We start from the raw sequence: 23,196 nt of genomic DNA, 5'->3' as shown, positions 1-23,196 counted from the left end.
CTCCCCGGTGGGATGGAGTCCGCCATGATGCGGACAGACCCCCAAAACTAACACGACCCCAGCTCCGGTCGGCCCCGGAAGTGGTCGAGTGCCTCGGGGTTCGCGAGGGCGCCGACGTTCTTGACGGGGCGGCCCTCCACCGTGTCGCGCACAGCGAGTTCGCTCAGCTTGCCGCTCCGGGTCCTCGGAATGTCGGCGACCTCGAGGATGACCCGGGGGACGTGGTGCGGCGAGGCTCCGAGGCGTACCTGTCGCCGGATCGCCTCTTCGAGCCCCGGGGTAAGCAGTTCTCCCGGCCGCATCCGGACAAAGAGCACGACGCGAACATCACCGTCGAGGGCCCCGGGAATCCGCTGACCGATCACGACACTTTCGAGGATCTCGGGGATGGCCTCGACCTGCCGGTAGATCTCGGCGGTCCCGATCCGAACCCCGCCGGGATTGAGCGTCGCGTCACTCCGGCCCGAGATAATGAATCCTCCGGACGGCGTCCGGGTGATCCAGTCGCCGTGACGCCAGACACCGGGCCAGGTGGCGAAGTAGGCCGCACGATACTGGCTCCCATCGGCATCATTCCAGAAGCGAACCGGCATCGAGGGGAAGGGCCGGGTGCAGACCAGCTCGCCAGCTTCTCCCACGGGACACTCGTTGCCGAGCTCATCGAACACAGCGACGGCCATGCCGAGGCCGGGGCCCTGGATCTCGCCGCGATGGATCGCCTGCAGCGGATTCCCGAGGACGAAACAGGAGACGATATCGGTGCCGCCGGAGATCGACGCAACCCGAATCGTGGAGCCCACCGAGCGGGTGACCCAATCGAAACTCTCGGGAGACAGCGGACTCCCGGTCGACAGCACCGAACGAAGTGAGGAGAGGTCGAACATCATCGCCGGCGCGAGTGCGTGCTTCTCGGCCAACGCAAGATATTTCGCGCTGGTGCCGAAGACATTCACCCGCTCGGCAGCTGCAAGTTGCCAGAGGATCCCCGGATCGCTCGCGGGAAGTGGAGCACCATCATAGAGCACCAGCGTTGCGCCGGCGGCGAGGGCGCCAACCAGCCAGTTCCACATCATCCAGCCACAGGTCGTGAAGTAGAAGATTCGCTCACCTACCCGCAGATCACCGTGCAGGCGATGCTCTTTCAGGTGCTGCAGCAGCGTTCCACCGGCGCCGTGTACCATGCACTTGGGCAGTCCGGTCGTGCCCGATGAGTAGAGCACGGCAAGCGGGTGATCGAACGGCATCCGTGCAAAGCGAAGCGTTGCCGTGACATCGGCGCGAAGCGCATCCCACGTCAGTACGCGCGGGTCAGCGGGAAGCGGGGCACCACCGCGGTAGGGAATCACCACAGCGTGCCGTACCGAAGGCAGCCGGGCGAGCAGCGCCGGCAGGCGATCAACCGAATCGTGGACCCTGCCGCCGTAGCCGTAGCCGTCACAACAGATCAGCACGACGGGTTCGGTCTGGCCAAATCGATCGACGACTCCATCGACACCGAAGTCGGGCGAACATGATGTCCAGACCGCGCCGAGGGAGGCAGTCGCGAGCATCGCGATGATGGTCTCGGGGATGTTGGGAAGCCAACCGGCCACCCGGTCGCCGGGTTGTACGTCGAGTGAGCGCAAGCCCGCAGCAGTGCGTGCAACCTCGCGCCGCAGGTCGTCCCACGACAATTCGCCAATGCGGCCGCGCTCATCCCAGGCGATCAACGCCGGATCCGCGCCCTCGTGCCGCAGCAGGTTTTCGGCATAGTTCAGTCGCGCCCCGGGGAACCAGGTCGGCCCGAGCTCCGGGTCGGGTGGAGCCATCCGGTCGAGGCCGCGGACGACAGTGTCCCAACTGCTGCCATCAGCGCGCAGATCGGCGACGATCTCCGCGTCGCGCCAAACGGCCTCCCAGAAATCTGCTGGATTGCTCACCGACCAGTGATGCACCGCCGCAAAGGCGCCATCGTCAGTCGCCGATGGTAAATCGACACCACGCACACGTTGCCGCTCGATGAATTGCCCGAGCAGCGAAGCCGGGGTGGACATCTAGTGCTTCCTCAAGACGACGTCATCGCTCCGGATGCGCTGCCCGATGGCGAGCGTGAGCATCTGACCACCATAGCCATCGGCGACGACTCGCACGTACTGCACCCGGCACTGTTCGAGCAGCTTGGGGTCGAACTCGAGCCGGTACTCGCCGTTGGCATCGCTGAAGGTTGCGAATCCCGTCCCGACGATCTGGAGATGTGCGCCAACGAGTGGCGAGTGACCATCGGTATCGAGCACGCGACCGATCACCGTCGCGAGGACGGGGGTACCGTCGGCGTTTTTGCCGAGGTCAGGGATCGAGACACAGCGACCCTGCGCTTCGGGGAACGACGGTCGCCAATCGCGCGAGTCACGCGAGGAGAGTCCGGCCTTCCCCATCGCGCCGGCCGTAGCCGCGGCGCTGGTCGCGGCGGCAGCGGCTGGTGCGCCCTGGCTCGAAGAGTCGAGCAGGGTGCGCGTCGGTGGCCCGAATGGCGATGATGGTGGGCGCAGCATCCGATTTGTCGCGGCGTAGTCACCGGCCCGGGGGATCCGCTTGGCGGCCTGCGGCACAGGTTGTTCTGCGGGGTCAGGGACCGTTTCAGGCGGCTTCTCGGCAGGCGGCGCCGCATCCTCGGTCGACTTCGCTGGGGTTGGCTCCGGTTCCGTCATCGGCTTGGGCGGGCCGGCCTCTTTGGGAACCAGGGCATCCGGGTGTTTGGAATCCGGACCGAGGGGCGTCTCACGGGGGGGCGGCTGAGCCGGGGCCGGGGGAGGCGGTGGCTGCGATGCCTGGCTCTCCTGAGGCCGGGGCAGCGCGATCGGCTGAGCGGTCCGGGCACCCTCGGACGGCTTGTTTTCGGTGGTGCCGGCCGGAGCTGGTCGGAAGAGCAGCCAGAGGATGAGCGTGAGGTGCAGGACGGCGCTCGCGATGAGCGGCGTCCAGCTGCGCGTCTCCGGTTCTCCGGGGCGCTCCTCCAGGGAAATGATGCTCTGCACGCCTACAGAGTAGTGGGGGGAGGGCTGTGGCGGGACATCTGGCACCCGGAGGCGAACCAGACCCTGTCTTTGCCGCAATCCTGCAGCTTCCTCATCCCCGCCCCAGTGCTGTTGGAAGACCGAATCGCTGCCACCTGACGTCCACTCCCTTACGGCCCCGGCCCCCAAAGCGTTGCTGGTTCCGGCATATTGGAAAGATGCCACTCCCCAGCCACATCCACGCCCTGATTGTCGGTGCCGGCCCGATCGGGCTTGCCGCCGCGATTTCCGCCCGGCGTCGCGGGATCCCGACCGTGGTGATTGACGCCGGTGCCATCGCCGATGCCATCGTGCGCTATCCGATCGGGATGACGTTCTTCACTACACCGGAACGGCTCGAAATCGGCGACCATCCTCTCGTGTGCACCGGCGCCAAGGCCACCCGTGAAGAAGCCCTGAAGTACTACCGCGGTGTCGCTCGGGTTGAGGCTCTCGATGTGTGCACCTACACCCGGCTCTTGACCGCCGAACGACGCGACGGCGTGCTGCACTGCACGCTACAGACCCGGGTCGGCACAGCCACGGTCACCTGCGATCGCCTCGTGCTCGCGACCGGCTACTTCGAGCACGCCAACCTGCTCGGCGTTCCGGGTGAATCGTTGCCCCACGTATCGCACTGGTTTGCCGAGCCCCACACGCTCGCCGGTCTCGATGTCGTGATCATCGGCGGCAAGAACTCGGCGGTCGAGGCAGCGCTGCAGTGCTTCCGTGTCGGCGCGCGCGTCACGGTGGTCTATCGCCGCGCCGAGTTCAAGCCGAGCCTCAAGTACTGGCTGCGACCCGATCTCGAAAACCGCGTCAAGGCGGGCGAGATCGCCCTCCATCTTGGCGCGGCCGTCACCGCGATATCGCCCGAGCAGGTCACGATTCGTGGCGCCGACGGCAATACGATCGCGGTGCCTGCCGATCGGGTCTTCGCACTCACCGGGTATCACCCGGACTTCGAACTCCTCGAGCGCATCGGCTTGCCTCTCGACGCCGAGAGCGGCCGTACGCCGCTGAATCCTGCGACGCTCGAGACCACGATTCCGGGCGTCTACCTCGCCGGCAGCGTCGGTGCCGGCCGGCAGATCTCCGAGGTCTTCATCGAGAACGGCCGGTTCGATGGCGAGAAGATCTTTGGCGACGCCCCGGCGCAGGCCAACGCAGAGGCACGCTACGCCGCGTCACCGCGCCCGACGGGAGAGTAGATGCTTCAGTGGTGGATTCGTTGCAACGGCCGCGTAAGAGCGACCCTGACGCGCAGCATCAAGGTGACCGCGACCACCACGAGGCCGATGACCAGTCCCCACCAGAGCCCCACGGCGCCGAGTGGCGTCCGGTAGGCGAGCGTGAGGGAGGCGCCGATCCCGATGACGCCGAAGCCGAGCAGGTTGATGAACATCGGTGCCCTGGTGTCGCCCAGTCCGCGCAGGATTCCGATGCAGACCACTTGCAGGCCATCGAACACCTGGAACACGCCAGCGATCGGGAGCAGAATGGCAGCGAAGGCGATCACCGGTGCGTTGTTGGTGTAGACCGAGGCGAGAGCGCGCGGCAGGAGGAGAAAGACCAGCGCCATCAGCGCCATGAAGCCGCCACCGAGCAGGATCGCGCTCCGGGCTGAGGCTCGGACACCCGCCACGTCATCGCGCCCGACCGATTGGCCCACCAGTACCGTGGCGCCCATCCCGACACCCATCGGCACCATGAAGGTCAGTGAGGCCAGGTTGAGGGCGATCTGGTGCCCGGCGACCTGCACCGTCCCGAAGGTTCCCATCAGCATCGCGACCACCGAGAACGCCAGCATCTCGAGTTCGATCTGCAGCCCGATGGGGAGACCACGCCGAAGCATCGCGAGCAGTGGGGCCCGTTCGAGTGCATCGCGGTGCCACGGGCGCAACACTGTCTTGAAATCTCGTGATGCGAGCAGGTACACCATCAGCAGCATGCCGCAGCGCGACAATGTGGTGGCCCACGCGGATCCCGCGACACCCATCGCGGGCAACCCGAAGTGGCCGTAGATCAGCAACCAGTTGAACAGGAGATTCAGCAGGTTCGCGACGATGATGGTCCAGACGACAGGGCCGACGCGGTGAAGCGCCTGCAGCGTCTGGCGCGCCACGCTGAAGAGCAGGAATGGCACGATGCTCACGGCCATGATGTCGCAGTAGATGCCGGCGAGCGGAACAATGTCGGCCGGCTGGCGAAAGAACCGGAACGCCGGCGCCCCGAGCAACAGTGCGGTGGCGATGGGAATCGCGACGAGAAATGCGACCACGAGGGCGCGCTGCACGGACCGAGCGGCGGCGTGCTGATCGCGCGCGCCGAGTGCCTGCGTCAGAACAGGATCGAGGGCGAGGAGAACGCCAATCCCGAACATCGACAGGGCAAAGAAGTAGACGTTGCCGATGGCGACCGCGGCGAGCGCCTCAGGCGAGAGGCGACCCACCATCAGCGTGTCGACCGCGCCCATCAGCACCATTCCAACGTTCACACCCACAATCGGGAGCGAGAGTCGGAGCAGCGAGCGGAGGGTGCCCGCCCCGTTGCTCACTGGCGATCGTTGCGAGGCTGGTCCGGATTTGAGAGCAGGCGTTCGGTGAACTCCACCCGTTCGTGAAGCTCACTCACTTCCGCTCGGAGGGCGTCGAGTTCATCGAGGATGGCAGCTGCGGTCCCGGGAGGGACCAGGCGATCGCTCTCGGGTTCCCAGTTGGCTACCAGCATCCCCTCGGCATCACGGAAAGACCCGGCCGCGATCACGATGTTGTCGTAGACGTACCAGAGGCCGAAACCTCCCAGGGTCAGCGCCTGAAAAATCGCGCTCTGGGTTTTCCCGACGTAGAAACGATGCGCGCCGAATACGCCCAGGAAAATGGCGAGGAGCTGGGTCGTCAGGCGGGATTTGGGAGAGGCAAAGAGATCGTCGCTCATGGTGCTCCACTCGAGGAGTGCGCCCGGCAGGAGTCGAACCTGCGACCCCCTGGTTAGAAGCCAGGTGCTCTATCCAGCTGAGCTACGGGCGCGCTAACGCCGTACCCTACTTGGGGATCGGAACCGTGACAAGGGCGGCCACTAAAGGTCCTGCCGGGGCGGCCGATAATCCCCCCATGCGGATCGAGTCCAGCTCGTTCAGCCTGACAGCGAAGCACCGCGTCTCTCCGACCACCCCTCCTGTCGAGGCGGTCGGCGCCTCGGCGCAGCCCGTAGTCCAGGGGTCGGGTCAGGGTATGGGAAGGGCGCCTTCCCAACCGGTCGACGTAACGGACCCATCCGTCGTGCTTACCCCGAAGCAGATGCGGGACTTGGCCGTCATCGAGGAAACCCTGTCCCGACTGATGGCGATGCCGGTGAAGTTGCGACCGCTGCGCGTCGGCCCGATTGCCAGCAGGCCGATCGCCGCCGAGGAGCGCCAGCCCGCCGGAGCCGCTACGATCGACATCATCGCCTAGCCGGCGCCCGCCGGAGCCTCAGACGTCCTTGGTCCGGGTGCGCGATACGCCCGTGATGATTCCCAATCCGACGATGACGAGGCCCGCAATCACGATGTACTTGGTCGCAACGCCAGCGAGCGTGAGTGCCCAGGCAACACCTGCGAGCACCACGAGTACTCCGACGAGATACAGTCCGAACGACATCCGGTGGTCTCCTGAGGTGGGTGACTGCCAGAGCGTGTCTTGCCCTGGACCTCCCCAAGAGACGATACCGGAAGGTGAAGCCGCACCGCACCGCCTACTTGCGCACCGCGTCCCGGATCTCGCGCAGCAGCAGAATGTCCTCGGGCGTGGCGGCCGGTGGAGCGGGCGGGGCGGCGCGCTTCATCCGGTTCATCATCTTGACCATCTGGAAGATGATGAACGCCAGGATCAGGAAGTTGATCAGGATGGTGAGGAAGTTCCCCCACGCGAAGACGGGGACACCGGCGGCTTTCATTCCGGCGAGGGTATTTGCGGTACCGGCCGGGACATCCCCAAGCGTGATGAAATTGTTGGCGAAGTCGAGCCCGCCGACGGCCTTCCCGACTACCGGCATGATCAAGTCATTGACTGCCGAATCGACAATCTTTCCAAACGCGCCGCCGATGATCACACCGACGGCGAGATCCATCACATTGCCCTTGAGGGCGAATTCCTTGAATTCGTCGACCATCGACATGGCGCGGCTCCGGGTGGGATCGGGATCTGGAGGAACGGGCGGCCTGCGGGGATCCACAACAGTACCGGAAAGCCTTCCCCCGGGCTAGCGGCGACTTCCTCTGCGAAGCCGCCGAGGTCAACTCGCTCAGGCCGGCATCAGAAGTCCAGCCGCAGCGCCGTGGTGAGGCTCCGTCGCGGCTCGGGCCGGAAGAACGAGGTGTTAGAGGACTCGGCATAGAGGCGATTGGTGAGGTTGTTCACACTCACGTCGAGCTCGGGCACCGCATTGCCCACGCGCGGCAACCGGAGCGAGGCCCGTACAGCTTGCACGGTGAATGCTGGAAGCTCCGCTCCCACCGGACTGGTGCCCAGGTCGATGTCCTTGCGGACGCCCTGATGCCGGATCTCGTAGGCGAGCATCACGCGGCCACTCGCCTCACGCCACGAGAGCTCACCACCGACCTTGCTGCCATAGCTGTCGCCCACCGGATTGCTGCGGTCCACGTTCTTCGAGGTGAGCGTTGTCAGGTGCCCCAGCAGAGCGAAGCCCCGGCCGATCGTCACTTCGGCCAGCGCCTCGACGCCACGGTCGCGCAGGCGTGCGACGTTCTGGTTCTGGAAGGCCGGGAAGGCACCGACGGTGGAATCGAGCGGGACGATCCGGATCCCGTCGCGGATACTGTTGGTAAACCAGATCGCTTCGGCGTACACGCGCCCCGAGCGGAACTTGAAGCCCAGGTCGGTGTCGAGGCTCGTCTCCGGAGCGAGATCCGGCGAGGCAACCTGGTAGCCGTTGCCTTCTGGAGTGGCGCCGTCGAAGTAGCGTTCGATCAGGTTCGGCGCACGAAAGCCTCGCCCGACGGTACCGACGAGGTTCAGCCGCGACGACACGGCGAAACGGGCGCTGATGTTTCCCACAACAGTGCCGTTCGACGACGTCACCCCGGCTCGACTCGCCGGCAGACCCGGCGTCGCCGCGGTTGAGGCGTGGATGGTCTGAGCGCGGGCGCCCAACGACAGCATCAGTCGCGGAGTCAGCCCGAGTTCAGTCTGCGCAAAGGCGCCGGCCGTGGCGTAGCTCGCGTTCGGGAGCGACGGAGTGCTCGAGTTCCTCACCGTGGGCGGACCGAACACCGTGGTTGTCGTCTGACTGGAATCGGTGTTCACCGAATGATCGAGATACCAGTCGGCGCCGTACACCAAGGTGTGCCGACCGCCGAGGATCTTGGTCAGTTCGAGACGGGCGCCGTAGTTATCGATGTCGGTGAAGTTGTGGCTTCGGATCTGCATCCCGGCAGTGGGAGGCAGCGGCGCGCCAAACGGGATGTCGATCTGCTGATCGAAATCGCGAGTGTTACCACCGGTCACCGCCGCGATGGCCAGCCGGTCGGCGATGCCCCAGGGCAGCGATGTCGCCCGGTAAGATGCCGTCACGCGGTTCACGACCTGATTCGGGTAGAGCAATCGCACCAGCACGCCGGAGGTATCACCAAGCGCGGTCGGGTTGACGTAACCGAACCCGGCGTCACGCGCCACATATCGGGTGACCTTGAGTGCCACCGAGCCGTGCTCGCCTACGTCGTAACTCAGCTTGGCGCCGTAGTTCTGGTCGCGCACCCCCGCGTCATTGACGCGCTGCGTCGCGCCAAGCGTCAAGTTGCCGAACGAACCAGCAGGTGCGAGATAGTCGTCCGCATCGCGAAGCGACATCGACGCAACGAAGCCCAGTCGACCTTCGCGGCCACTCAGCCGGAAATGCCCGAGGTTCTGGTCGTCAGCGGACGAATGCCGGTAGAGGGCGGAGCCAGAGAGACCTTGGCGACCCCGGCCCGGCGTGTCGAAGGTGATCTCGTTGACGACCCCGCCGATGGCATCGGTGCCGTAGAGAACCGATGCCGGGCCGCGAACGATCTCCACGCGCGAGAGGGTATTGACGTCGGTGAGCGACGGAAGCTCGCCGAAGTCCTGCTGTCGCCGGGCGTTGTTGAGTCGAAGGCCATCTTCCGCGAGCAGGATCCGCTGACCGCGCTGGCCACGGATGATAAGCCGCCCCTGGTTGGGGCCCACCCCCGTGACATCGACCCCTGGGAGATTCCGGAAGAGGTCGGCGATGCCGTTGGGCGACTCGCGCCGGATGACCGAGGAATCAACAACGAGCACTGGCGTCGCGACGCGGAAGACGGGAGTCTCGAGGCGGGTCGCGCTCACGGTGATGGGTGCCAGGCGAGTGAGCTTGAGTGTGGTATCGGCGCGATGGCGCGTCGAGTCGGTTTGTGCAGCAAGGTGACGTGCCGGTGTGCAGCAGATTCCGAGTAACAGTCCCAACATCCGCGTTCGCATACCTTCTCCCAAGTGAGGCTTTCGATGCACGGTCCGGAGCGTCCGGATCGTGCAGGAAAGTTTCCTCGGGCAGGTGTGTTGCGGTATCGGGAGTGTTCGGGAGCGCGGCTACCGTAGTGCTACGCTCCCGCGCAACACTACTGCGGCTTGTTGAGATTCTTCCTGAGCGTGCCGATATCGAGGAGCGGGACACCGCCCTCGGTCGGCACCAGCACCACGAGATTGTTCGACGTCCGCATATCGTGAAGCACTTCGAGGTATTGCTTCATCAGGGCTTCAGGCGTCAGGGTCTGATTCAGGAAGCGCTGCTGATCCGACTGCAATCGGGCGACCTCGACCTTGTGCTTCTCGGTCTCGATCTGCTGGTCGGCGGCAATCTTGTTGTTGATCGCGGCCACGACCTGCGCCGGCGGCTCAAGATTGCGGAGGTAGAAGGCCGTGATCTTGGCGATCCGGAACGGCTCGCCGCCGGCGCGCGGCCGGGTGAGGAGGGCACTGTCGACCTGGAACTCCATCGCGCTGGCGATGGCATTGCGCTTCGAGATGTCGTTGATGGAAAACTGCACCATGCCGTCGCGGACGCCCTTGCGAATGGCGTTCACCACCACATTCCGGATCTGATCTTCGTTGCCGAGCTCGAGGAAGATCTTCGGCGCCTGCATCGGATCGATCTGCCAGCGAACGGCGGCGTCGATCTTCATGCTCATCTGTTCATTCGAGAGCGCGTCCATCGACTCGGCGCCGGTGCGCTCGCTGGGCCACTGCTCCTCGCGCGTGCTGTAGCGCTCGACCGAAGACCAGGGCGAGACGAAGCGGACTCCGCTCTGCAACGGCATCGGGTCGACCTTGCCGAAGGCGTGGCGCACACCGACCTGGCCGGCGTCGATGACCACAAAGCTCGAGCTGAAGAGGATCACGACGCCCACGGCAAAGAGGCCAAGAGCCACGAGGTTGAAGAGCGCACCGGATGCCTTGACGCCGGCGTTGCGAAGACTCCCTCCGGAGGCGCGGACCACGAGCGCCGCGAGCAACAGGAAACCGCCCAGCATGATCGAACCCATCGAACCTCCGTGGTGGTTGACCTGCCGCTCCCCGACGGGAGCGTCGTGCTACTTCACGATGCCGAAGCTGTAGACCGTCCGGGAGCGGTAGATGTCGCCCGGGCGGAGGATCGTCGAGGGAAAGTTCGCGTGATTCGGTGAATCCGGATAGTGCTGCGTCTCGAGACAGAAGGCGCCGCGCCGCGGGTACGGCGTGCCGCCCTTCCCCACGTTGGAGCCATCGAGGAAGTTGCCGGTGTAGAACTGGACGCCGGGTTCCGTGGTCGAGAGATCCAGAGTGCGCCCACTGACGGGCTCCACCACATGCGCGACGTGCTGCAGCCCGGGGGCCTTGCGCCGGATCACGAAATTGTGATCGTAGCCGTGGCCGTGCCGGATCTGTTCGTCGTCTGCGTCAATGCGCGCGCCGATGGCGGTGGCAGTGCGGAAGTCGAAGGGTGTCCCTGTCACGCTGGTAACGGCGCCGGTGGGAATCAGTGTGGCGTCCACCGGGGTGATGCTATCGGACTCGAGGGTGAGCTGATGACCGAGGATATCACCCTTCCCCGCCCCGGCGAGATTGAAATAGCTGTGATTGGTGAGGTTGACCGGCGTCGGCTTGTCGGTGGCGCCTTCGTAGTCGATCACCAGTTCATTGCGAGTTCGCATCAGCGTGTAGGTCACCCGCACCGTGAGCGTGCCGGGGTACCCTTCGTCGCCGTCGGGGCTCACCAATGTGAATGCGATGCCGATGCCACTGTCGCTGCTGACACGATCGGCGGACCAGATTTTCTTGTCGAAGCCGCGCAGTCCGCCGTGCAGGGCATTGGGGCCGTTGTTGACGGCGAGGGTGTACTGCTTGCCGTCTAGTGTGAAGCGCCCCTTCGCGATCCGGTTGGCAAAGCGCCCGACCGCGGCGCCGAAATAGGGCGAGTCCTTGAGGTAGCCTGCGAGCGAATCGTAGCCGAGCACCACGTCATCGAATGTGCCACGGGCATCGGGCACCTTGATCGAAAGAATGGTGGCGCCGTACGACATCGCGCGGACTTCCATGCCGAGATCATTGACGAGCGTGAAGACCTCGACTTCCCGACCACCGGGGATGGTATCGAACGGCGCGCGCGAGAAGTGCGACTCTTTTCGCATGGGAGGGTCCTTGGGGAGCTCGCGACTGCACCCGAGCACCGCCAGCAGGGCTGCGGAGAGGAGTGGCCACCGGCGTGATGTGGGGATCATTGCGCTGAAGGATAAGGCCTCAGCGCGGAAGCGAGCACTCTCCCTACGGCCCGGTGACCCGCATTCGTCCAGTGGGGATCGCCGAGGAAGTATGCCGGCGTGCCGGACTCTTGCAGGCGACGTAACTCCTCCGCCGGAAAGAGGCAGGCTATCGCGTTCGCAAGGCAGACCCGTTGCAATTCGGCCTGCACGGAGCGGGGCGTCCAGTCCGGTCCCATTCGCCAGAATTCAGCGGCCGCCTGCCATTGAACCGGTGTGACTGTCTCCCGCAACGGCGCGTGAAGGAGCAGGAATCGGTGCGCTCCCGCCGCGGCAGCATCCCGCGCCATCTCCCGGATCAGGGCCTCGGTCACCACCCACGCTTCCGCGATGTCCGGATCGAAGGGCGTGTGGTAGACCCGCATCTCGTCGCGCAATGGCGCCACCAGCATCGCGCTGGCGACATCGAGACGCGCGGGGCTGACGACGCTCGCTATCAGCTGGGACAACCTGGAATGACGTGCCAGCCACCCTCGCTTGCTGTTTCGCTGACTCTCCTGCGGCACTTGGTGGAGAGTCAGCAGCGAGGGGTGCTCCGTGAGAGCAGCGGATCCTGCTACCCGCGTCAGGTTGCCGTTATGAAATTCGAATCGGGGCTTGCGGTGGCCCTCCCAGCTCGCCTCGCGGTTATTCCAGATGTCATTGTCATAGAACGCGAGCACCACGGCGGTCGGGCGCAGCATCGGCAGGTACTCGCGCAGCAGCAAAAGTTCCTGATCCGTCGAGTATCCCTCAACCCCCAGTCCGACGACGCTGCAGTGCGATTCTCGTGCTGCCACTGCCCAGAACAGTGAGTCCGCGTCTACCGCATTCCCGGCCACGAACGAGTCGCCGATCACGACAACCCGACAAGCGGCGAGCGAATCCCAGGCGGTCCAGCGAAAACCGAACTTGTTCGTATGCAGCGTTGATTGGTATTCTGGCGACCGGAGGGTCACGGTGGCATCGGGGCGTGGTCGCCAACCGAGCAGGGTATCGGGAAGGGCCAGCGTCGGCCCCTCATAGCGGATATACGCACGATCTCGCTTCGGCCAGATTCGCTGGTATCCGCGGACGAGCGCCTCGGCGAGACCGAGCCCCACCACCAATGCGAAGGTGGCGAGAGCGCCGAGTGCGAATATGGGGTGGCGAAGGCGCGCAGGTCGGGCGGGTGGTGCCGACATCGCAATTTCCTGATCCAGGGGGGGACGGAAAACGCTGACGGTCTTGATTTGCCGATATCGCGGGGCCGAGAGACCCACGCTCAGCGGCAGCCCCCTCGGAGCTGCCGGTACCACAGGTAAATCGGGGCGCCGGGATTTGAACCCGGGGCCTTCCGCTCCCAAAGCGGACGCGCTACCGGACTGCGCTACGCCCCGTGGACGACAATCTAACCGGCGGCGGGTCAGGATGGCGAGGGCGACAGGAGGGAGACATCCTCCCGTCGGGCCCCACCCTCAACAGCCTCGTCGTTCAGCCCATCCTTCGGCACTCAACACTGAATCGACATTGAACTGCGCAAATTCTCGGAGCCGTCGTCGGGCCGGCAGTGCGAGGTTCGGTTGCATGCCACGCACCCGGACCAGGAAGGCACGGACAATCGTGGAATCTTGATAGGCCTTGGCGCGCAACGAATCAAGCGAACGACCCAGCGACCCTCGTGCCTCCATTAGCGTGTCCGAGCCACAGCGGGTGAGGAAGACTCCGCCTCTCACGAACTCCAGTTTTCCTCGAACCAGCATTTCGTGCGCAGGACGCCGGTAGACGATATCCAGCCGACCGTCGATCGCCTCGATTGCGGCGGCAAGGCGCTCCGGTGGTGCGGCACGAGCGTCCGGGTTGGAATATTCATAGGAGCGGTATCGACCACGATCGCGCACTTCAACCGTCATCGTCGTTCCGTCCATCGTAAGCCGACCGATCCTTCCGTCGTTCGGCATCGGTTCACGCGGCAGATTGCTTTGGTCTGGAAGTGTCCAGATACCCAGTGCGGTCAGGGAGTCCCACATTTGTTGCCAATTCGGTTCCTGAACCAGGCGGCAGTGTCGGGATTGCGGTAGCGGACGGCGGTCGTGTCGGAACCGAAGAAGGGGAGCGCCGAATTGCCCGCGCTCGCTATTCCGGTTGTTGCTCGAGGCGCGCACGCAGCCAGCACCAGACCCGCGAGCAGTGTCCGGGTGCGCCTGGGCCAGAGCTGTTGGCCGAATTGTTCCAGCCGAAGGATCAGCCCCCTCGCTTCGCTCAGGGTGACGTGGCGATGGGTCACCGTCGCTCCGATTCGAGGATCGCCACCAGCGCCCGCGCCGCCCGCGCACGATGCGACACCCGCTCCTTCTCCTCTGGCGTCGCCTCGCCAAAGCTCTTCCCGAGCTCAGTGCTCACGAACAACGGGTCATATCCGAACCCACTGCTCCCGCTCGGAGCGAACGCGATGTGCCCCTCGGTGACCCCGTCTGCAACCACCGGCGGCAGCCCCGGCCGGCAGAGCACCAGCATCCCGCGGTAGCGCGCGGTACGCTTGCCCAGCGGCACGTCGCGCAGTCGGTGGAGCAGCTCGGTGTTGTTGGCTGCGGTCACTTCGTGGTCGGGGCCAGCGAACCCCGCGAAGCGCTTCGAGTGGACTCCTGGCGCGCCGCCGAGGGCATCGACTTCGACACCCGAGTCGTCGGCGAGCGTGGGCAGTCCTGAGCGCGCCATGAAATACTCGGCCTTGGCAGTCGCGTTCTCGATGAAGGTCTCGAATTGCTCGAGGCCGTCTTCCTCAGGGAGCTCCACCAGCCCCAGTTCATCAGGAAAGCGGAGTTCCATACCCAGCGGTCCGAGCAGCGCCCGCAGCTCGGGCTGCTTGCCGCGGTTGCGCGTGGCCACCAGCAAGACACTCACTGGCCGATGGCGGTCCGCTGCAGCGCGAAGAGCTGGTTGAGCCCACCCTGCGCCAGATCGAGCAGCGTGTCGAGCTCGCTACGATCGAAGGTGCCGTGCTCCCCTGTCCCCTGCACTTCCACGAAATTGTTCGGCGCCAGCATCACCACGTTGGCATCGACCTCGGCGTCGCGATCCTCGAGGTACGCGAGATCGAGCAGATGCGCGCCAGCGACCTTCCCCACCGATACGGCTGCGACCAGCGTCCCGAACGGCGTCGGCTGGCTGGTCTTCTCCGCCAGCCAGGCACAGGCATCGTGGAGGGCGACACAGGCACCGGTGATCGAAGCGCAGCGCGTGCCGCCATCGGCCACCAGGACATCGCAGTCGACCTTGATGGTGTATTCACCGAAGGCAAAGGTCTTCATCGAGGCGCGCAGCGATCGCCCGATCAGTCGCTGAATCTCGTAAGTGCGGCCGCCGGGGCCGTTACGCTCGCGATCGGTACGCTCCGACGTCGCGCGCGGCAGCATAGAGTATTCAGCAGTGACCCAACCCTCGCCCTTCCCCTTCTTGAAGCGCGGCACGCCGGTTTCGACGCTGGCGGTGCAATGCACGAGCGTCCCTCCCATGCGAACCAGGCAGGAGCCTTCGGCATACGGATTGGCGTTGCGTTCCAGCACGGTGGGACGCAGCGCATCGAAGGCACGACCATCAGGACGGGGCACGGAGACGCTCGACAATATTGGAGGTGGAATGATTCGGAACCAGCGAGACAATTTCGACGCGGCCGCCGCGCGCACGGACGACATCAGCGCCAACCACGGTATCTGGCTGGTAGTCGCCGCCCTTGACGAGTACATCGGGCTGAAGCAACTCGATCAGGCGCAGGGGCGTGTCTTCCTCGAAGATGACGACACAGTCGACGCAGCCGAGCGCCGCAATCACCCGCGCGCGCGCCTGCTCGGCGACGACCGGTCGATCGGCGCCCTTGCCGAGGCGGCGCGCCGACGCATCGCTGTTGATGCCCACGATGAGCGCGGCGCCGAAGTCGCGTGCGCGCTCGAGCACTTCGACGTGGCCGGGGTGGATGAGGTCGAAGACGCCGTTCGTGAAGACGACCGGTGCCGGTGCGTGCGCGCGCCATGCGACCGCCTCGGACAGCGACCGGATCCGCGACTGCGAGGAGCCCGGGAGACTCAGAGCGCTTCCTCCGCGCGGGGATTGAAGTGGATCTTCAGCAACCCATAAAGCGGCAGCTTGACGTTCTCGATGTATTCCGACGAAATGGTGATGTTGGCCGGCGATCGCGAGCGCACGATCTTGAGTCGCTTCGCGTCCTTGGGAAGGCCGAGCGAATCGGCACTCGCCATCAGGCGGGAACGAATCACCGAATCAGGGAGCGAGACGGCGTAGCGGGCCGAGCTCTTCATGACATCACGGAACTGCTGGTAGCGGAACCACGGCTTGCCGAGCTGCACGGCAAGGAAGATCACGGCGACCACGACCACGAGTGTCGTCAGGCAACCGATCGACCCGGCGCCACGACGCGACCTGCTCGAGCTGGCATTTACCATTTGCTCTGCGCTCCTTCGACGATCTTGGCGACCAGTTTCTCAAGAGCCTTGCGGCGACCATCCGCCTCGCGACCCGGGTCGTATTCACCTTCCACCGACACTGATCCCGGCCAGATCACCTTGCCGGTTTTCCGCTCGACAATTTCCACGCTGACCGAGAGCGAGACGAGCCGCCGCGTCACCTGCACCGTGTTCGGAGTACCGGCCACGCCGGGTGTCCCCTGATAGGCAACCGGGAGGTCGGGCTCGTAGCGCGCCACTTTGCCTCGCACGACGACATCGGCCTGATTCTCGCCGGCAGCGCGAAGGCCGAGCCGTCGTTCGATCGCCTCCTTCACCGAGAGCATCACCTGCTGGCTGATGGTAGGATCGGTGGTCTCGTTGTCGAACGGGAGGACCGCGGCAGTCCGGACCGTCGGCGGCAGGCCGCCTCCCTTGAAGCCAAAGGAGCAGCCAGCAGTGAGGAGCAGCAGCGCCAGACTAGTTGTCGATCGGCGCATGCCAGATCTCCGGATCGAACGGCTTGGGCGTCGAGAAGAGCGTGAACTTCAGCGTGAGCCGCGCCTGCCCGGCGGGGACATCAAGTTGCGACTTCACGGGCTGACCTTGCTCGTTGAACGTGGTCACCACTCGGCCGATCCGCTTGCCGCCCTCACGCACGTCGGCGACGAGTTGCATCGGCGCGAGCTTGGTGCGGGCGTACTCCACCGTGTCGGCGCCGTCGACATAGCGCCACGCCGTGATCGTTTCGTTGTCGAGACCGGCAAGCTGGTCGCCGGATTTCGGGTCTCGCGCCACCCCAAGCATCGCCCAGAGCAGCGAGTAGTTCGGCACCAGTTTCTTGAACTGGTCTTCGGGCTGAGCCCAGTGGGCCGAATCACCGATTACAACCGCCGCACCACGGCCCATTCCCAAAGTGCCGCGATAGTCGAAGCGGAGCGAATCGGGGACCGCAATCTGCACAGAGCCCTTGCCGCCGACAGTCCCTTCTCGCGGGTTGTGGAACTGCCAGCCGAAGCGGATGAGGCGTCGTTCGGTCACCTTGGTGCTCTGCACCCACCCCTGCACCTGGGCGGCAGTGACCGGTTGGAGCGCCACCGGAATCACGGGGCCCGGCATCGCCGTGGCGCACCCGCTGATCAGCACGGCGCCCGCCAGCAGGAATCGCGTCTCTCTCATGGCGCCCAATTTACCCTGCCTCACCGGTGGATGGAGCGGATCACGTCGCCCTGAACGATCCGGTTCAGGGTGGCATAGCTGCCAGAAACTCGACCGAAGACCGTGTAGCCGCCATCGAGGTGCGGTTGAGCGCTGAGGTTGATGAACCACTGACTTCCGCCGGTGTCGGGGCCCGAGAGCGCCATCCCGAGCACGGGGAGGTTGTAGCGAGCACGGGTCATCTCGTCGCGAATCGACCACCCTGGGCCACCATTTCCGGTGCCTGTGCGATCGCCATCCTGGACGACGAAGTTGGGGACGACGCGATGCCAGCGGTTGCCGTCGAAATAGCGGCGGTCGACGAGCCGGAGGAAGTTGGCCACGGTGAGCGGCGCGTCGCGACCGAGCAGTTCGACTTCGACGCTCCCCTTCCCCTCGACTTCAATGATGACCTTCGGATTGGCCTTGGCGAGCACCAGTGTGCGCACTACTCCGCGATAGTCTTCGAGGGAACGGCCGGTCTCGAACGGCGCGGCGGGCCCCCACCGCTCCGCGAGCGCCGGCCACTGCGCTTCGGCGGCTCGACGCAACAAGCCGTCAGCGGGGCGATCGAAGAACGCACGACGAGCGGGGTCGGTCAGCCGATCCATCACTTCGGGATGCTGCCTGGCGAGCCCGGCGAGCAAGCCGAGCGTGGCGAGTCGGGCATCGAGTTCGTTGTCCTGTGCCCCAAGTCGCCACGCTTCGAGGAGCGGGTCAAGATCGTCGATGGTCACGTTGCCGCGGAGCACCCCGAGCGCGGCGTCGCGCAGGTCGCCGTCTCGCGACTTCAACCACGACCGCGCGACTGTGATGACGGCAGTGTCGGTCCGCGTGCGCGCGGCGCGCCAGGCGCCGAGGGCCGCTGCTTGCACTCGCGGATCGCCATCGGCAATCCCGGCGCGGAAGAGCGCGTCATCGGCCGGCTTCACGACGCCCCATCCCTCGATCGCCGCGATCCGCTCACGAATATCGGTGCTGCTGCTCCACGCCACCACGCGTCTGGCGAAGCTGGCCGTGTCGGCTCGCGCGAGCACGGGGAGCGCGGCGCGGCGCATGGCCCAGGAGGCATCGCGACGATCGAAGACGGCATCGATGGCCGCGAGTGCGGCGCTGCCGCGCAAGTCACCGAGCGTGGTGACCGCCTGCACCCGTACGTTGGGATCCGGATCAGAGAGGAGGCGCAACGCTCGCGTCGCGAGGGTCGAGTCACGCCAGCTGCTGGCGGCCGCCAGCGCATTTATACGCACGCCGGGTCGCTCGTCGTCGAAGGCGCGCACCAGTTCGCCGGTCACCGCTCCCGCGGGAAGCTTCGCCGAGTCGGCGAACGCCTTCGTCAGCCCCTTCGCCGCAGTCTCACGCACCATCGCGTCGGCGTCGCGCGCGGCTCGCAGAATGGCGTTGGCAGCCGGCACGGCACGCAGCCGCACGAGCGCGTATGTCGAGCGCCAGCGCAGGTCTGCCGAAGTGTCGCTGACGTAGGGAATAAGGGCCGAAACGGTCGCCAGCGGACCCAGGCGCCAGGACTCCAGCAGCGCATTGGGAATCAGCGCGTCACGGCGGTCACGCGCGAGCCCGGCACCGGATGCGATCACGTCGCCCAGGAAGCGCGCCGCGCCGGCGCCACCAATCTTCGAAAGCGCTGTCGCGGCTTCCGCGACGGCATCGGCCGAGAGCGAATCAGGGTCGCGGAGCCGGGAGATGATCGGCTCGACCGCAGCCGTGTCCTTGAGCAGGCCGAGTGCAAAGAAGGCATCGGCGACCACGTTCCGGTCGCGGTCGCGGATGGCGGTGATCAGGAGCGGCCCTCCGGCCTTGTCGCCGATCCGTCCGATGGTCACTGCGGCCGTGCGGCGCACTGTCACATCGGGGTTGAGCAACGCGCGAGAGAAGAGTGCGTCATCATAGGCGCGTCGGTCGCCAGCCATCAGCAGCGGCGCCAATCCTTCCACGATGGCAGGGTCCTGGGCCGCGAGCGGCGCGGCGAGGAGCGAACACGACGTCAACAGGAAGAGCATTCGCATCAGAGTCGCACCGGGCCAGTGACAGGAACGAGCATCGCGGCCACCGACTCGGGCAGGCGCGCGAATGCGAAGGATGCATCCAGAACAAGCAGGGTCGTCGTCGCGGTCGCGAGGAGCTCGCCGGTATCCTCGTGCTCGACGGCGTAGCCGAAGACGACCTTGCGGGAGGCGACATCCTTTACCCACGTCCGCACCCGCACGGGATCATCGTATCGGGCAGACCGACGATACCGGATGGCGAGGTCGCTCACCACGAGACGGAGTCCGAGCGCTTCAAGTTCCCGATAGGAGATACCGGTCTTGCGCAGGTGCTCGGTCCGGGCCACGTCGAGCCAGACCAGGTAGCGGGCGTGGTATACCACCCCCATCTGGTCGGTTTCGGAATAGTCCACCCGGCGACTGATGGTCGTCAGATGGCGGTCCTGAGTTGCCTCACCTTCGCTCATCGTCCACCTTTCGCGCCGTGATCGGTCAACGTCTCGTCGTGGTCGCCGACGCCCACCTGGGTTCGGCCCCTCTTGCGGATGAGGAAGCGTTTCTCGCTTTCCTCGACGCCGTCCCCACGCTGGGCGATTCGCTGCTGCTCGCCGGGGACATCTACGATTTCTGGTTCAGCTACCGCCGGGTCATTCCGCGTCGTGCAGCGCGGATCACGGCCGGCCTCATCCATCTCGCCCGGTCCTTCCCTGTTGCAATGATCGGCGGAAATCACGATCGCTGGGGCGAGACCTTCTGGCAGCAGGACGCCAAAATCGAGTTTGATCCCTGGCAGCTCCGCCTGCAGGTCGCCGGTCGCACGGCCCTGGCTGTGCACGGAGACGGCCTGCATGTCGAACGAGCCACAGCGACCTTTCTGTCGCGCCTGCTCGCCTCGCCTGCGGTGATCACAACCTTCCGGCTGCTGCCGATCGAGTTCGGATTCCGGATCGCCGATCGACTCGGCCACGATCCGGCCTTCGGTGCCAATCGTCCCGACGTCGTGGCCGATGCGGCGGCGCGCCAGCTCCGCTGGGCCGAAACGCGGCTGGCGGCCGATCCCGCGATCGATGCGCTGATCATGGGGCACACCCACCGGGAAGCCGCCGTCGAAGTCGCACCGGGGCGCTGGTACCTGAATCCCGGTGCCTGGCTCGATGGCCACCGCTATGCGACGCTCGACGCCAGTGGAGCCGTACTCTCGCGCTTCAGCTGACGGCGTCGTCCGCGTCGAGCGTGACCAGCTCGACCGCGTCCGGTGCCTCCCCCATGAACACTGCCCCGACCCGGGCGAAGCGCTCCACGTCATCGGTCGCCGCCCAGCGCTGATACGGCGCGACTGAACCGTCTGCCGCCAACCCGCTCGCATGGAGAGTGGCCGCAAGCTCACGCGCCGTTTCATCGGCACTATCAATCAGGCGGACCGCGGGCCCCATCACATCCCCGAGCAAGGACTTCAGCAGCGGATAGTGGGTACAGCCGAGGACGAGAGTATCGACCTGACGCGCCCGCAAGGGTACGAGATACTCCTCGGCCACGAGTCGCGTGGCGGGATGTGCCAGCCACCCCTCCTCCACGAACGGCACCAGAAGTGGGCATGCCTGCTCCACGACATCCAGCCCGGCCCGCGCCTGCTGCAACGCGCGGCGATAGGCACCTGAGGCAATGGTTCCTGCCGTGCCGATGACGCCGACCTTGCCGCCGACGGACTCCCGCGCCGCGGCGCGCGCGCCAGGCTCGATCACGCCGATGACCGGCACCGGCGAAATCCGGCGCAACTCCTCAAGCGCATGGGCCGTCGCGGTGTTGCAGGCGACGACCACCGCCTTCACGCCTTGCGATACCAGCCAGGCAAGAATTTCACGCGAGTAGCGTCGCACCGTCTCTGGCGACTTGGGGCCGTACGGAACGCGCGCGGTGTCGCCGAGGTAGATCGTCGACTCATTGGGGAGGAGGGCGTGGATCGCCCGCGCCACCGTGAGCCCGCCGATACCGGAGTCGAAGATTCCGATTGGCGCCGATTGCATCAGCGCAGCGGCAGCGTCATGCCGACGCCGGTGCGGCCACCCGGCAGCGGCCGCATGCGCAGGTCGCCGGGAAAGTCGTAGAGATTGGCAGAGACGAATGCTTCGAGCGCTGCAAAGAGATGGTTCACGCCCACCAGAAAGAACCAGTCCTGCCGCTCGGCCCGCTTCCCCTCGACACGCAGCGAGTTGGTGCGCGTGAGATATCGCAGTTCATAATTCGCTTTCAGGGCCATTCCGAGGGCGATCCCTTCGAACGCCACGAAGATGCCGCCGGTGAGCTTTCGATCAAGCGAGGCCTGCCCCCAGCCGGGGATCAGCAGCGAGCGGAAGAAATAGTTGAGCGGCTTGTGGCGGATGGGTGCGCTGTCGGCGACGGCCACGGGCGCCCTACGGGGCGTAGTAGCGGTTGCGGTAGTGTCCTGTGCGGCGAGTTGACCGCCTGCGGCGGCCAGCAGGAGGCAGAAGACGACGGGGGTGCGCATTCCCAAAAATGGCGATGGCGGAGGGGAATCCCAAGCAGGTCGCCGGGAGCCCCCTCCAGCCCTTGGCTTATCGGGCGGCCACGACCTCGATCTCGACGCGCACGTTCCGGGGGAGGCCGGCCACGGCCACGGTGGAGCGCGCGGGTCGGTGGTCACCGAAATGGCGGGCATAGACTTCGTTCATCGCGGCGAACTCGGCCATATCGACCAGAAAGACCGTCGTCTTCACGACATTCTCGAACCCCATCCCCGCGGCCTTCAGCACGGCGGCAAGATTCCGCATCACCCGCTCGCTCTGTTCGACGATGCCACCCGCCACGATTTCCATCGAAACAGGATCCAGGGCAATCTGGCCGGCCGAATAGAGCAGCCCGTTGACGACAATGGCCTGGGAGTAGGGGCCGATCGCCTTGGGGGCGTCGGGCGTAGCGATAGTCTCAAATGTCATCGGAATACCAGGCGACAGGAGTGAAGGTCAGCGCTTCGGTCGGGTGAAAAATACTCGTTCGGCATTGGCCGTGGTGGTCGCGGCGAGTTCGGTCGTGGCCTCGCCGCGGATCTCGGCGAGGCGACGGCAGACCTCGACCACGAAGCCGGGTTCGTTCCTTTTGCCGCGATGTGGCACTGGGGCCAGATATGGAGCATCGGTCTCGATCAGGATCCGGTCGGCCGCCACCCGCTCGATCGCCGCGAGGTCGGTCCAGGACTTGAACGTGACCATACCACTGAAGGAGAGATACCAGCCCGACTCGAGACCCGCTTCACGCAACTCAGAGCCGCTGGAGAAGGAGTGGAGCACGACGGTGGCGGCAGGTTGCTCCCGGAGGATCGCCACCACGTCGGCGTCGGCCTGACGCGCGTGGATGACCGCCGGCAGACCACACTCGACCGCGAGCGCGAGCTGTTCGCTGAAGACTCGACGCTGCACGTCACGCGGAGCGTGATCGTAGTGATAGTCGAGCCCCATCTCTCCGGCCGCAGCGACGGAGGGATGCCGCCATATCGCGCGGAGTCGGTCGGCCAGCGCGCCATCCCACCGGGAGGCATCGTGCGGGTGACACCCGGTGGCCAGCGCGAGGTTGGGCTCGCCGGCGATCCATTCGAGGGTGGCATCGAGCTGTGACAGGACACTCTCAACGACAAGCGCGCGGCCGACCCCGGCCGCGCGCATCCGCTCCAGCACCTCGTCGCGATCCGGCGCGAAGGCCGGATCGGCGAGATGGCAGTGCGTGTCGATCAGCACGTC

25 protein-coding genes, 2 tRNA genes and 1 pseudogene are annotated in these 23,196 nt (G+C 65.7%); 3 read left to right on the top strand and 25 right to left on the bottom strand.

Annotation, left to right across the window (positions count from 1 at the left end):
* Nucleotides 1–47: 47 nt before the first annotated feature.
* On the bottom strand, nucleotides 48–2,033 hold the full coding sequence (locus tag V4558_13050) for an acetoacetate--CoA ligase (GenBank protein MES2306433.1): 1,986 nt from the start codon (nucleotides 2,031–2,033) through the stop codon (nucleotides 48–50).
* The gene (locus tag V4558_13045) at nucleotides 2,034–3,014 is read right to left on the bottom strand and encodes a hypothetical protein (GenBank protein MES2306432.1); all 981 of its coding nucleotides are present in this window, start codon (nucleotides 3,012–3,014) and stop codon (nucleotides 2,034–2,036) included.
* A gap of 197 nt (nucleotides 3,015–3,211) precedes the next feature.
* Here V4558_13045 and V4558_13040 point away from each other — a divergent pair, with 197 nt between their 5' ends.
* Complete coding sequence (locus V4558_13040) at nucleotides 3,212–4,243, top strand: YpdA family putative bacillithiol disulfide reductase (protein ID MES2306431.1); 1,032 nt, start codon at nucleotides 3,212–3,214, stop codon at nucleotides 4,241–4,243.
* Between the two features lie 5 nt (nucleotides 4,244–4,248).
* Here V4558_13040 and V4558_13035 read toward each other — a convergent pair whose 3' ends face one another.
* The 3 genes from V4558_13035 to V4558_13025 form a co-directional block, all read right to left on the bottom strand.
* A complete protein-coding gene (locus V4558_13035; GenBank protein ID MES2306430.1) occupies nucleotides 4,249–5,589 on the bottom strand; it encodes an MATE family efflux transporter in 1,341 nt (446 codons plus the stop codon).
* Complete coding sequence (locus V4558_13030; protein MES2306429.1) at nucleotides 5,586–5,969, bottom strand: TM2 domain-containing protein; 384 nt, start codon at nucleotides 5,967–5,969, stop codon at nucleotides 5,586–5,588. The genes V4558_13035 and V4558_13030 overlap by 4 nt, the downstream gene beginning before the upstream one ends.
* Before the next feature lie 18 nt (nucleotides 5,970–5,987).
* A tRNA-Arg gene (locus V4558_13025) sits at nucleotides 5,988–6,061 on the bottom strand.
* A 270-nt stretch (nucleotides 6,062–6,331) separates the two neighbouring features.
* On the opposite strand from V4558_13025, the gene V4558_13020 reads away from it, so the two are divergent.
* On the top strand, nucleotides 6,332–6,487 hold the full coding sequence (locus V4558_13020) for a hypothetical protein (GenBank protein MES2306428.1): 156 nt from the start codon (nucleotides 6,332–6,334) through the stop codon (nucleotides 6,485–6,487).
* A gap of 18 nt (nucleotides 6,488–6,505) precedes the next feature.
* On the opposite strand, the gene V4558_13015 is transcribed toward V4558_13020, so the two are convergent.
* From V4558_13015 to V4558_12940, 16 genes and pseudogenes are all read right to left on the bottom strand, one after another.
* Entirely contained in the window at nucleotides 6,506–6,673 is a 168-nt protein-coding gene (locus tag V4558_13015; protein ID MES2306427.1) for a hypothetical protein, read from the bottom strand.
* 94 nt (nucleotides 6,674–6,767) lie between these two features.
* Nucleotides 6,768–7,190, bottom strand: a complete 423-nt coding sequence (gene mscL, locus V4558_13010) for a large conductance mechanosensitive channel protein MscL (protein ID MES2306426.1) — start codon at nucleotides 7,188–7,190, stop codon at nucleotides 6,768–6,770.
* Nucleotides 7,191–7,327: 137 nt separating this feature from the next.
* On the bottom strand, nucleotides 7,328–9,511 hold the full coding sequence (locus V4558_13005; GenBank protein MES2306425.1) for a TonB-dependent receptor: 2,184 nt from the start codon (nucleotides 9,509–9,511) through the stop codon (nucleotides 7,328–7,330).
* Between the two features lie 137 nt (nucleotides 9,512–9,648).
* Nucleotides 9,649–10,572: an SPFH domain-containing protein gene (locus V4558_13000; protein ID MES2306424.1), complete on the bottom strand. Its 924-nt coding sequence runs from the start codon at nucleotides 10,570–10,572 to the stop codon at nucleotides 9,649–9,651.
* A 48-nt stretch (nucleotides 10,573–10,620) separates the two neighbouring features.
* Nucleotides 10,621–11,697, bottom strand: a complete 1,077-nt coding sequence (locus V4558_12995) for an aldose epimerase family protein (protein MES2306423.1) — start codon at nucleotides 11,695–11,697, stop codon at nucleotides 10,621–10,623.
* Between the two features lie 86 nt (nucleotides 11,698–11,783).
* Nucleotides 11,784–12,989 (bottom strand): SGNH/GDSL hydrolase family protein, encoded by a 1,206-nt coding sequence (locus V4558_12990; GenBank protein MES2306422.1) that lies wholly within the window; start codon nucleotides 12,987–12,989, stop codon nucleotides 11,784–11,786.
* A gap of 121 nt (nucleotides 12,990–13,110) precedes the next feature.
* Nucleotides 13,111–13,184: transfer RNA gene (locus tag V4558_12985), tRNA-Pro, on the bottom strand.
* 78 nt (nucleotides 13,185–13,262) lie between these two features.
* Nucleotides 13,263–13,745 carry a hypothetical protein gene (locus V4558_12980; GenBank protein ID MES2306421.1) on the bottom strand — a complete coding sequence of 161 codons (483 nt, stop codon included), beginning with the start codon at nucleotides 13,743–13,745 and terminating at the stop codon, nucleotides 13,263–13,265.
* Between the two features lie 322 nt (nucleotides 13,746–14,067).
* The gene (locus tag V4558_12975) at nucleotides 14,068–14,688 is read right to left on the bottom strand and encodes a non-canonical purine NTP pyrophosphatase (protein ID MES2306420.1); all 621 of its coding nucleotides are present in this window, start codon (nucleotides 14,686–14,688) and stop codon (nucleotides 14,068–14,070) included.
* Nucleotides 14,685–15,395 (bottom strand): ribonuclease PH, encoded by a 711-nt coding sequence (rph, locus tag V4558_12970; GenBank protein ID MES2306419.1) that lies wholly within the window; start codon nucleotides 15,393–15,395, stop codon nucleotides 14,685–14,687. The genes V4558_12975 and rph overlap by 4 nt, the downstream gene beginning before the upstream one ends.
* Nucleotides 15,382–15,789 (bottom strand): annotated as a pseudogene (rfaE2, locus tag V4558_12965) (D-glycero-beta-D-manno-heptose 1-phosphate adenylyltransferase). Before rfaE2 ends, rph begins: the two are co-directional and overlap by 14 nt.
* 77 nt (nucleotides 15,790–15,866) lie before the next feature.
* Nucleotides 15,867–16,244 carry a hypothetical protein gene (locus V4558_12960; protein ID MES2306418.1) on the bottom strand — a complete coding sequence of 126 codons (378 nt, stop codon included), beginning with the start codon at nucleotides 16,242–16,244 and terminating at the stop codon, nucleotides 15,867–15,869.
* A complete protein-coding gene (locus V4558_12955; GenBank protein MES2306417.1) occupies nucleotides 16,238–16,744 on the bottom strand; it encodes a DUF4136 domain-containing protein in 507 nt (168 codons plus the stop codon). Before V4558_12955 ends, V4558_12960 begins: the two co-directional genes overlap by 7 nt.
* Entirely contained in the window at nucleotides 16,725–17,423 is a 699-nt protein-coding gene (locus tag V4558_12950) for a hypothetical protein (protein ID MES2306416.1), read from the bottom strand. The genes V4558_12955 and V4558_12950 overlap by 20 nt, the downstream gene beginning before the upstream one ends.
* A 20-nt stretch (nucleotides 17,424–17,443) precedes the next feature.
* Nucleotides 17,444–19,465: a peptidylprolyl isomerase gene (locus V4558_12945; protein MES2306415.1), complete on the bottom strand. Its 2,022-nt coding sequence runs from the start codon at nucleotides 19,463–19,465 to the stop codon at nucleotides 17,444–17,446.
* Nucleotides 19,465–19,857 (bottom strand): thioesterase family protein, encoded by a 393-nt coding sequence (locus tag V4558_12940; GenBank protein ID MES2306414.1) that lies wholly within the window; start codon nucleotides 19,855–19,857, stop codon nucleotides 19,465–19,467. Before V4558_12940 ends, V4558_12945 begins: the two co-directional genes overlap by 1 nt.
* Nucleotides 19,858–19,928: 71 nt before the next feature.
* Here V4558_12940 and V4558_12935 point away from each other — a divergent pair, with 71 nt between their 5' ends.
* Entirely contained in the window at nucleotides 19,929–20,657 is a 729-nt protein-coding gene (locus V4558_12935; protein MES2306413.1) for a UDP-2,3-diacylglucosamine diphosphatase, read from the top strand.
* Here the strand turns inward: V4558_12935 and murI are convergent.
* The 4 genes from murI to V4558_12915 form a co-directional block, all read right to left on the bottom strand.
* Nucleotides 20,650–21,468, bottom strand: coding sequence for a glutamate racemase (murI, locus tag V4558_12930; protein MES2306412.1), 819 nt, complete (start codon nucleotides 21,466–21,468; stop codon nucleotides 20,650–20,652). The two genes, V4558_12935 and murI, sit on opposite strands and share 8 nt — an antisense overlap.
* Entirely contained in the window at nucleotides 21,468–21,950 is a 483-nt protein-coding gene (locus V4558_12925) for a hypothetical protein (GenBank protein MES2306411.1), read from the bottom strand. Before V4558_12925 ends, murI begins: the two co-directional genes overlap by 1 nt.
* A 67-nt stretch (nucleotides 21,951–22,017) precedes the next feature.
* On the bottom strand, nucleotides 22,018–22,398 hold the full coding sequence (locus V4558_12920; GenBank protein MES2306410.1) for a RidA family protein: 381 nt from the start codon (nucleotides 22,396–22,398) through the stop codon (nucleotides 22,018–22,020).
* Between the two features lie 27 nt (nucleotides 22,399–22,425).
* On the bottom strand, nucleotides 22,426–23,193 hold the full coding sequence (locus V4558_12915) for a TatD family hydrolase (protein ID MES2306409.1): 768 nt from the start codon (nucleotides 23,191–23,193) through the stop codon (nucleotides 22,426–22,428).
* Nucleotides 23,194–23,196: the final 3 nt, after the last annotated feature.

This window comes from Gemmatimonadota bacterium, assembly GCA_040388535.1.
In the GTDB taxonomy this organism is placed as follows: Bacteria; Gemmatimonadota; Gemmatimonadetes; order Gemmatimonadales; family GWC2-71-9; genus Palsa-1233.
Note: the sequence above shows the minus strand (reverse complement) of the source record. Positions and strands in the feature narration are given on the sequence as shown.

What these genes read in the sequence shown, in the direction of transcription:
- V4558_13015 (MES2306427.1), bottom strand. Translation starts at nt 6,673, where the DNA reads ATGTCGTTCGGACTGTATCTCGTCGGAGTACTCGTGGTGCTCGCAGGT.
- V4558_13000 (MES2306424.1), bottom strand. Translation starts at nt 10,572, where the DNA reads ATGGGTTCGATCATGCTGGGCGGTTTCCTGTTGCTCGCGGCGCTCGTG.
- V4558_12960 (MES2306418.1), bottom strand. Translation starts at nt 16,244, where the DNA reads ATGGTAAATGCCAGCTCGAGCAGGTCGCGTCGTGGCGCCGGGTCGATC.
- V4558_12920 (MES2306410.1), bottom strand. Translation starts at nt 22,398, where the DNA reads ATGACATTTGAGACTATCGCTACGCCCGACGCCCCCAAGGCGATCGGC.
- V4558_13020 (MES2306428.1), top strand. Translation starts at nt 6,332, where the DNA reads ATGCGGGACTTGGCCGTCATCGAGGAAACCCTGTCCCGACTGATGGCG.
- V4558_12980 (MES2306421.1), bottom strand. Translation starts at nt 13,745, where the DNA reads ATGCCGAACGACGGAAGGATCGGTCGGCTTACGATGGACGGAACGACG.
- V4558_13030 (MES2306429.1), bottom strand. Translation starts at nt 5,969, where the DNA reads ATGAGCGACGATCTCTTTGCCTCTCCCAAATCCCGCCTGACGACCCAG.
- V4558_12950 (MES2306416.1), bottom strand. Translation starts at nt 17,423, where the DNA reads ATGAGAGAGACGCGATTCCTGCTGGCGGGCGCCGTGCTGATCAGCGGG.
- V4558_12955 (MES2306417.1), bottom strand. Translation starts at nt 16,744, where the DNA reads ATGCGCCGATCGACAACTAGTCTGGCGCTGCTGCTCCTCACTGCTGGC.
- murI (MES2306412.1), bottom strand. Translation starts at nt 21,468, where the DNA reads ATGCAATCGGCGCCAATCGGAATCTTCGACTCCGGTATCGGCGGGCTC.
- V4558_13005 (MES2306425.1), bottom strand. Translation starts at nt 9,511, where the DNA reads ATGCGAACGCGGATGTTGGGACTGTTACTCGGAATCTGCTGCACACCG.
- V4558_12925 (MES2306411.1), bottom strand. Translation starts at nt 21,950, where the DNA reads ATGCGCACCCCCGTCGTCTTCTGCCTCCTGCTGGCCGCCGCAGGCGGT.
- mscL (MES2306426.1), bottom strand. Translation starts at nt 7,190, where the DNA reads ATGTCGATGGTCGACGAATTCAAGGAATTCGCCCTCAAGGGCAATGTG.
- V4558_13050 (MES2306433.1), bottom strand. Translation starts at nt 2,033, where the DNA reads ATGTCCACCCCGGCTTCGCTGCTCGGGCAATTCATCGAGCGGCAACGT.
- V4558_12990 (MES2306422.1), bottom strand. Translation starts at nt 12,989, where the DNA reads ATGTCGGCACCACCCGCCCGACCTGCGCGCCTTCGCCACCCCATATTC.
- V4558_12995 (MES2306423.1), bottom strand. Translation starts at nt 11,697, where the DNA reads ATGCGAAAAGAGTCGCACTTCTCGCGCGCGCCGTTCGATACCATCCCC.
- V4558_12945 (MES2306415.1), bottom strand. Translation starts at nt 19,465, where the DNA reads ATGCGAATGCTCTTCCTGTTGACGTCGTGTTCGCTCCTCGCCGCGCCG.
- V4558_13040 (MES2306431.1), top strand. Translation starts at nt 3,212, where the DNA reads ATGCCACTCCCCAGCCACATCCACGCCCTGATTGTCGGTGCCGGCCCG.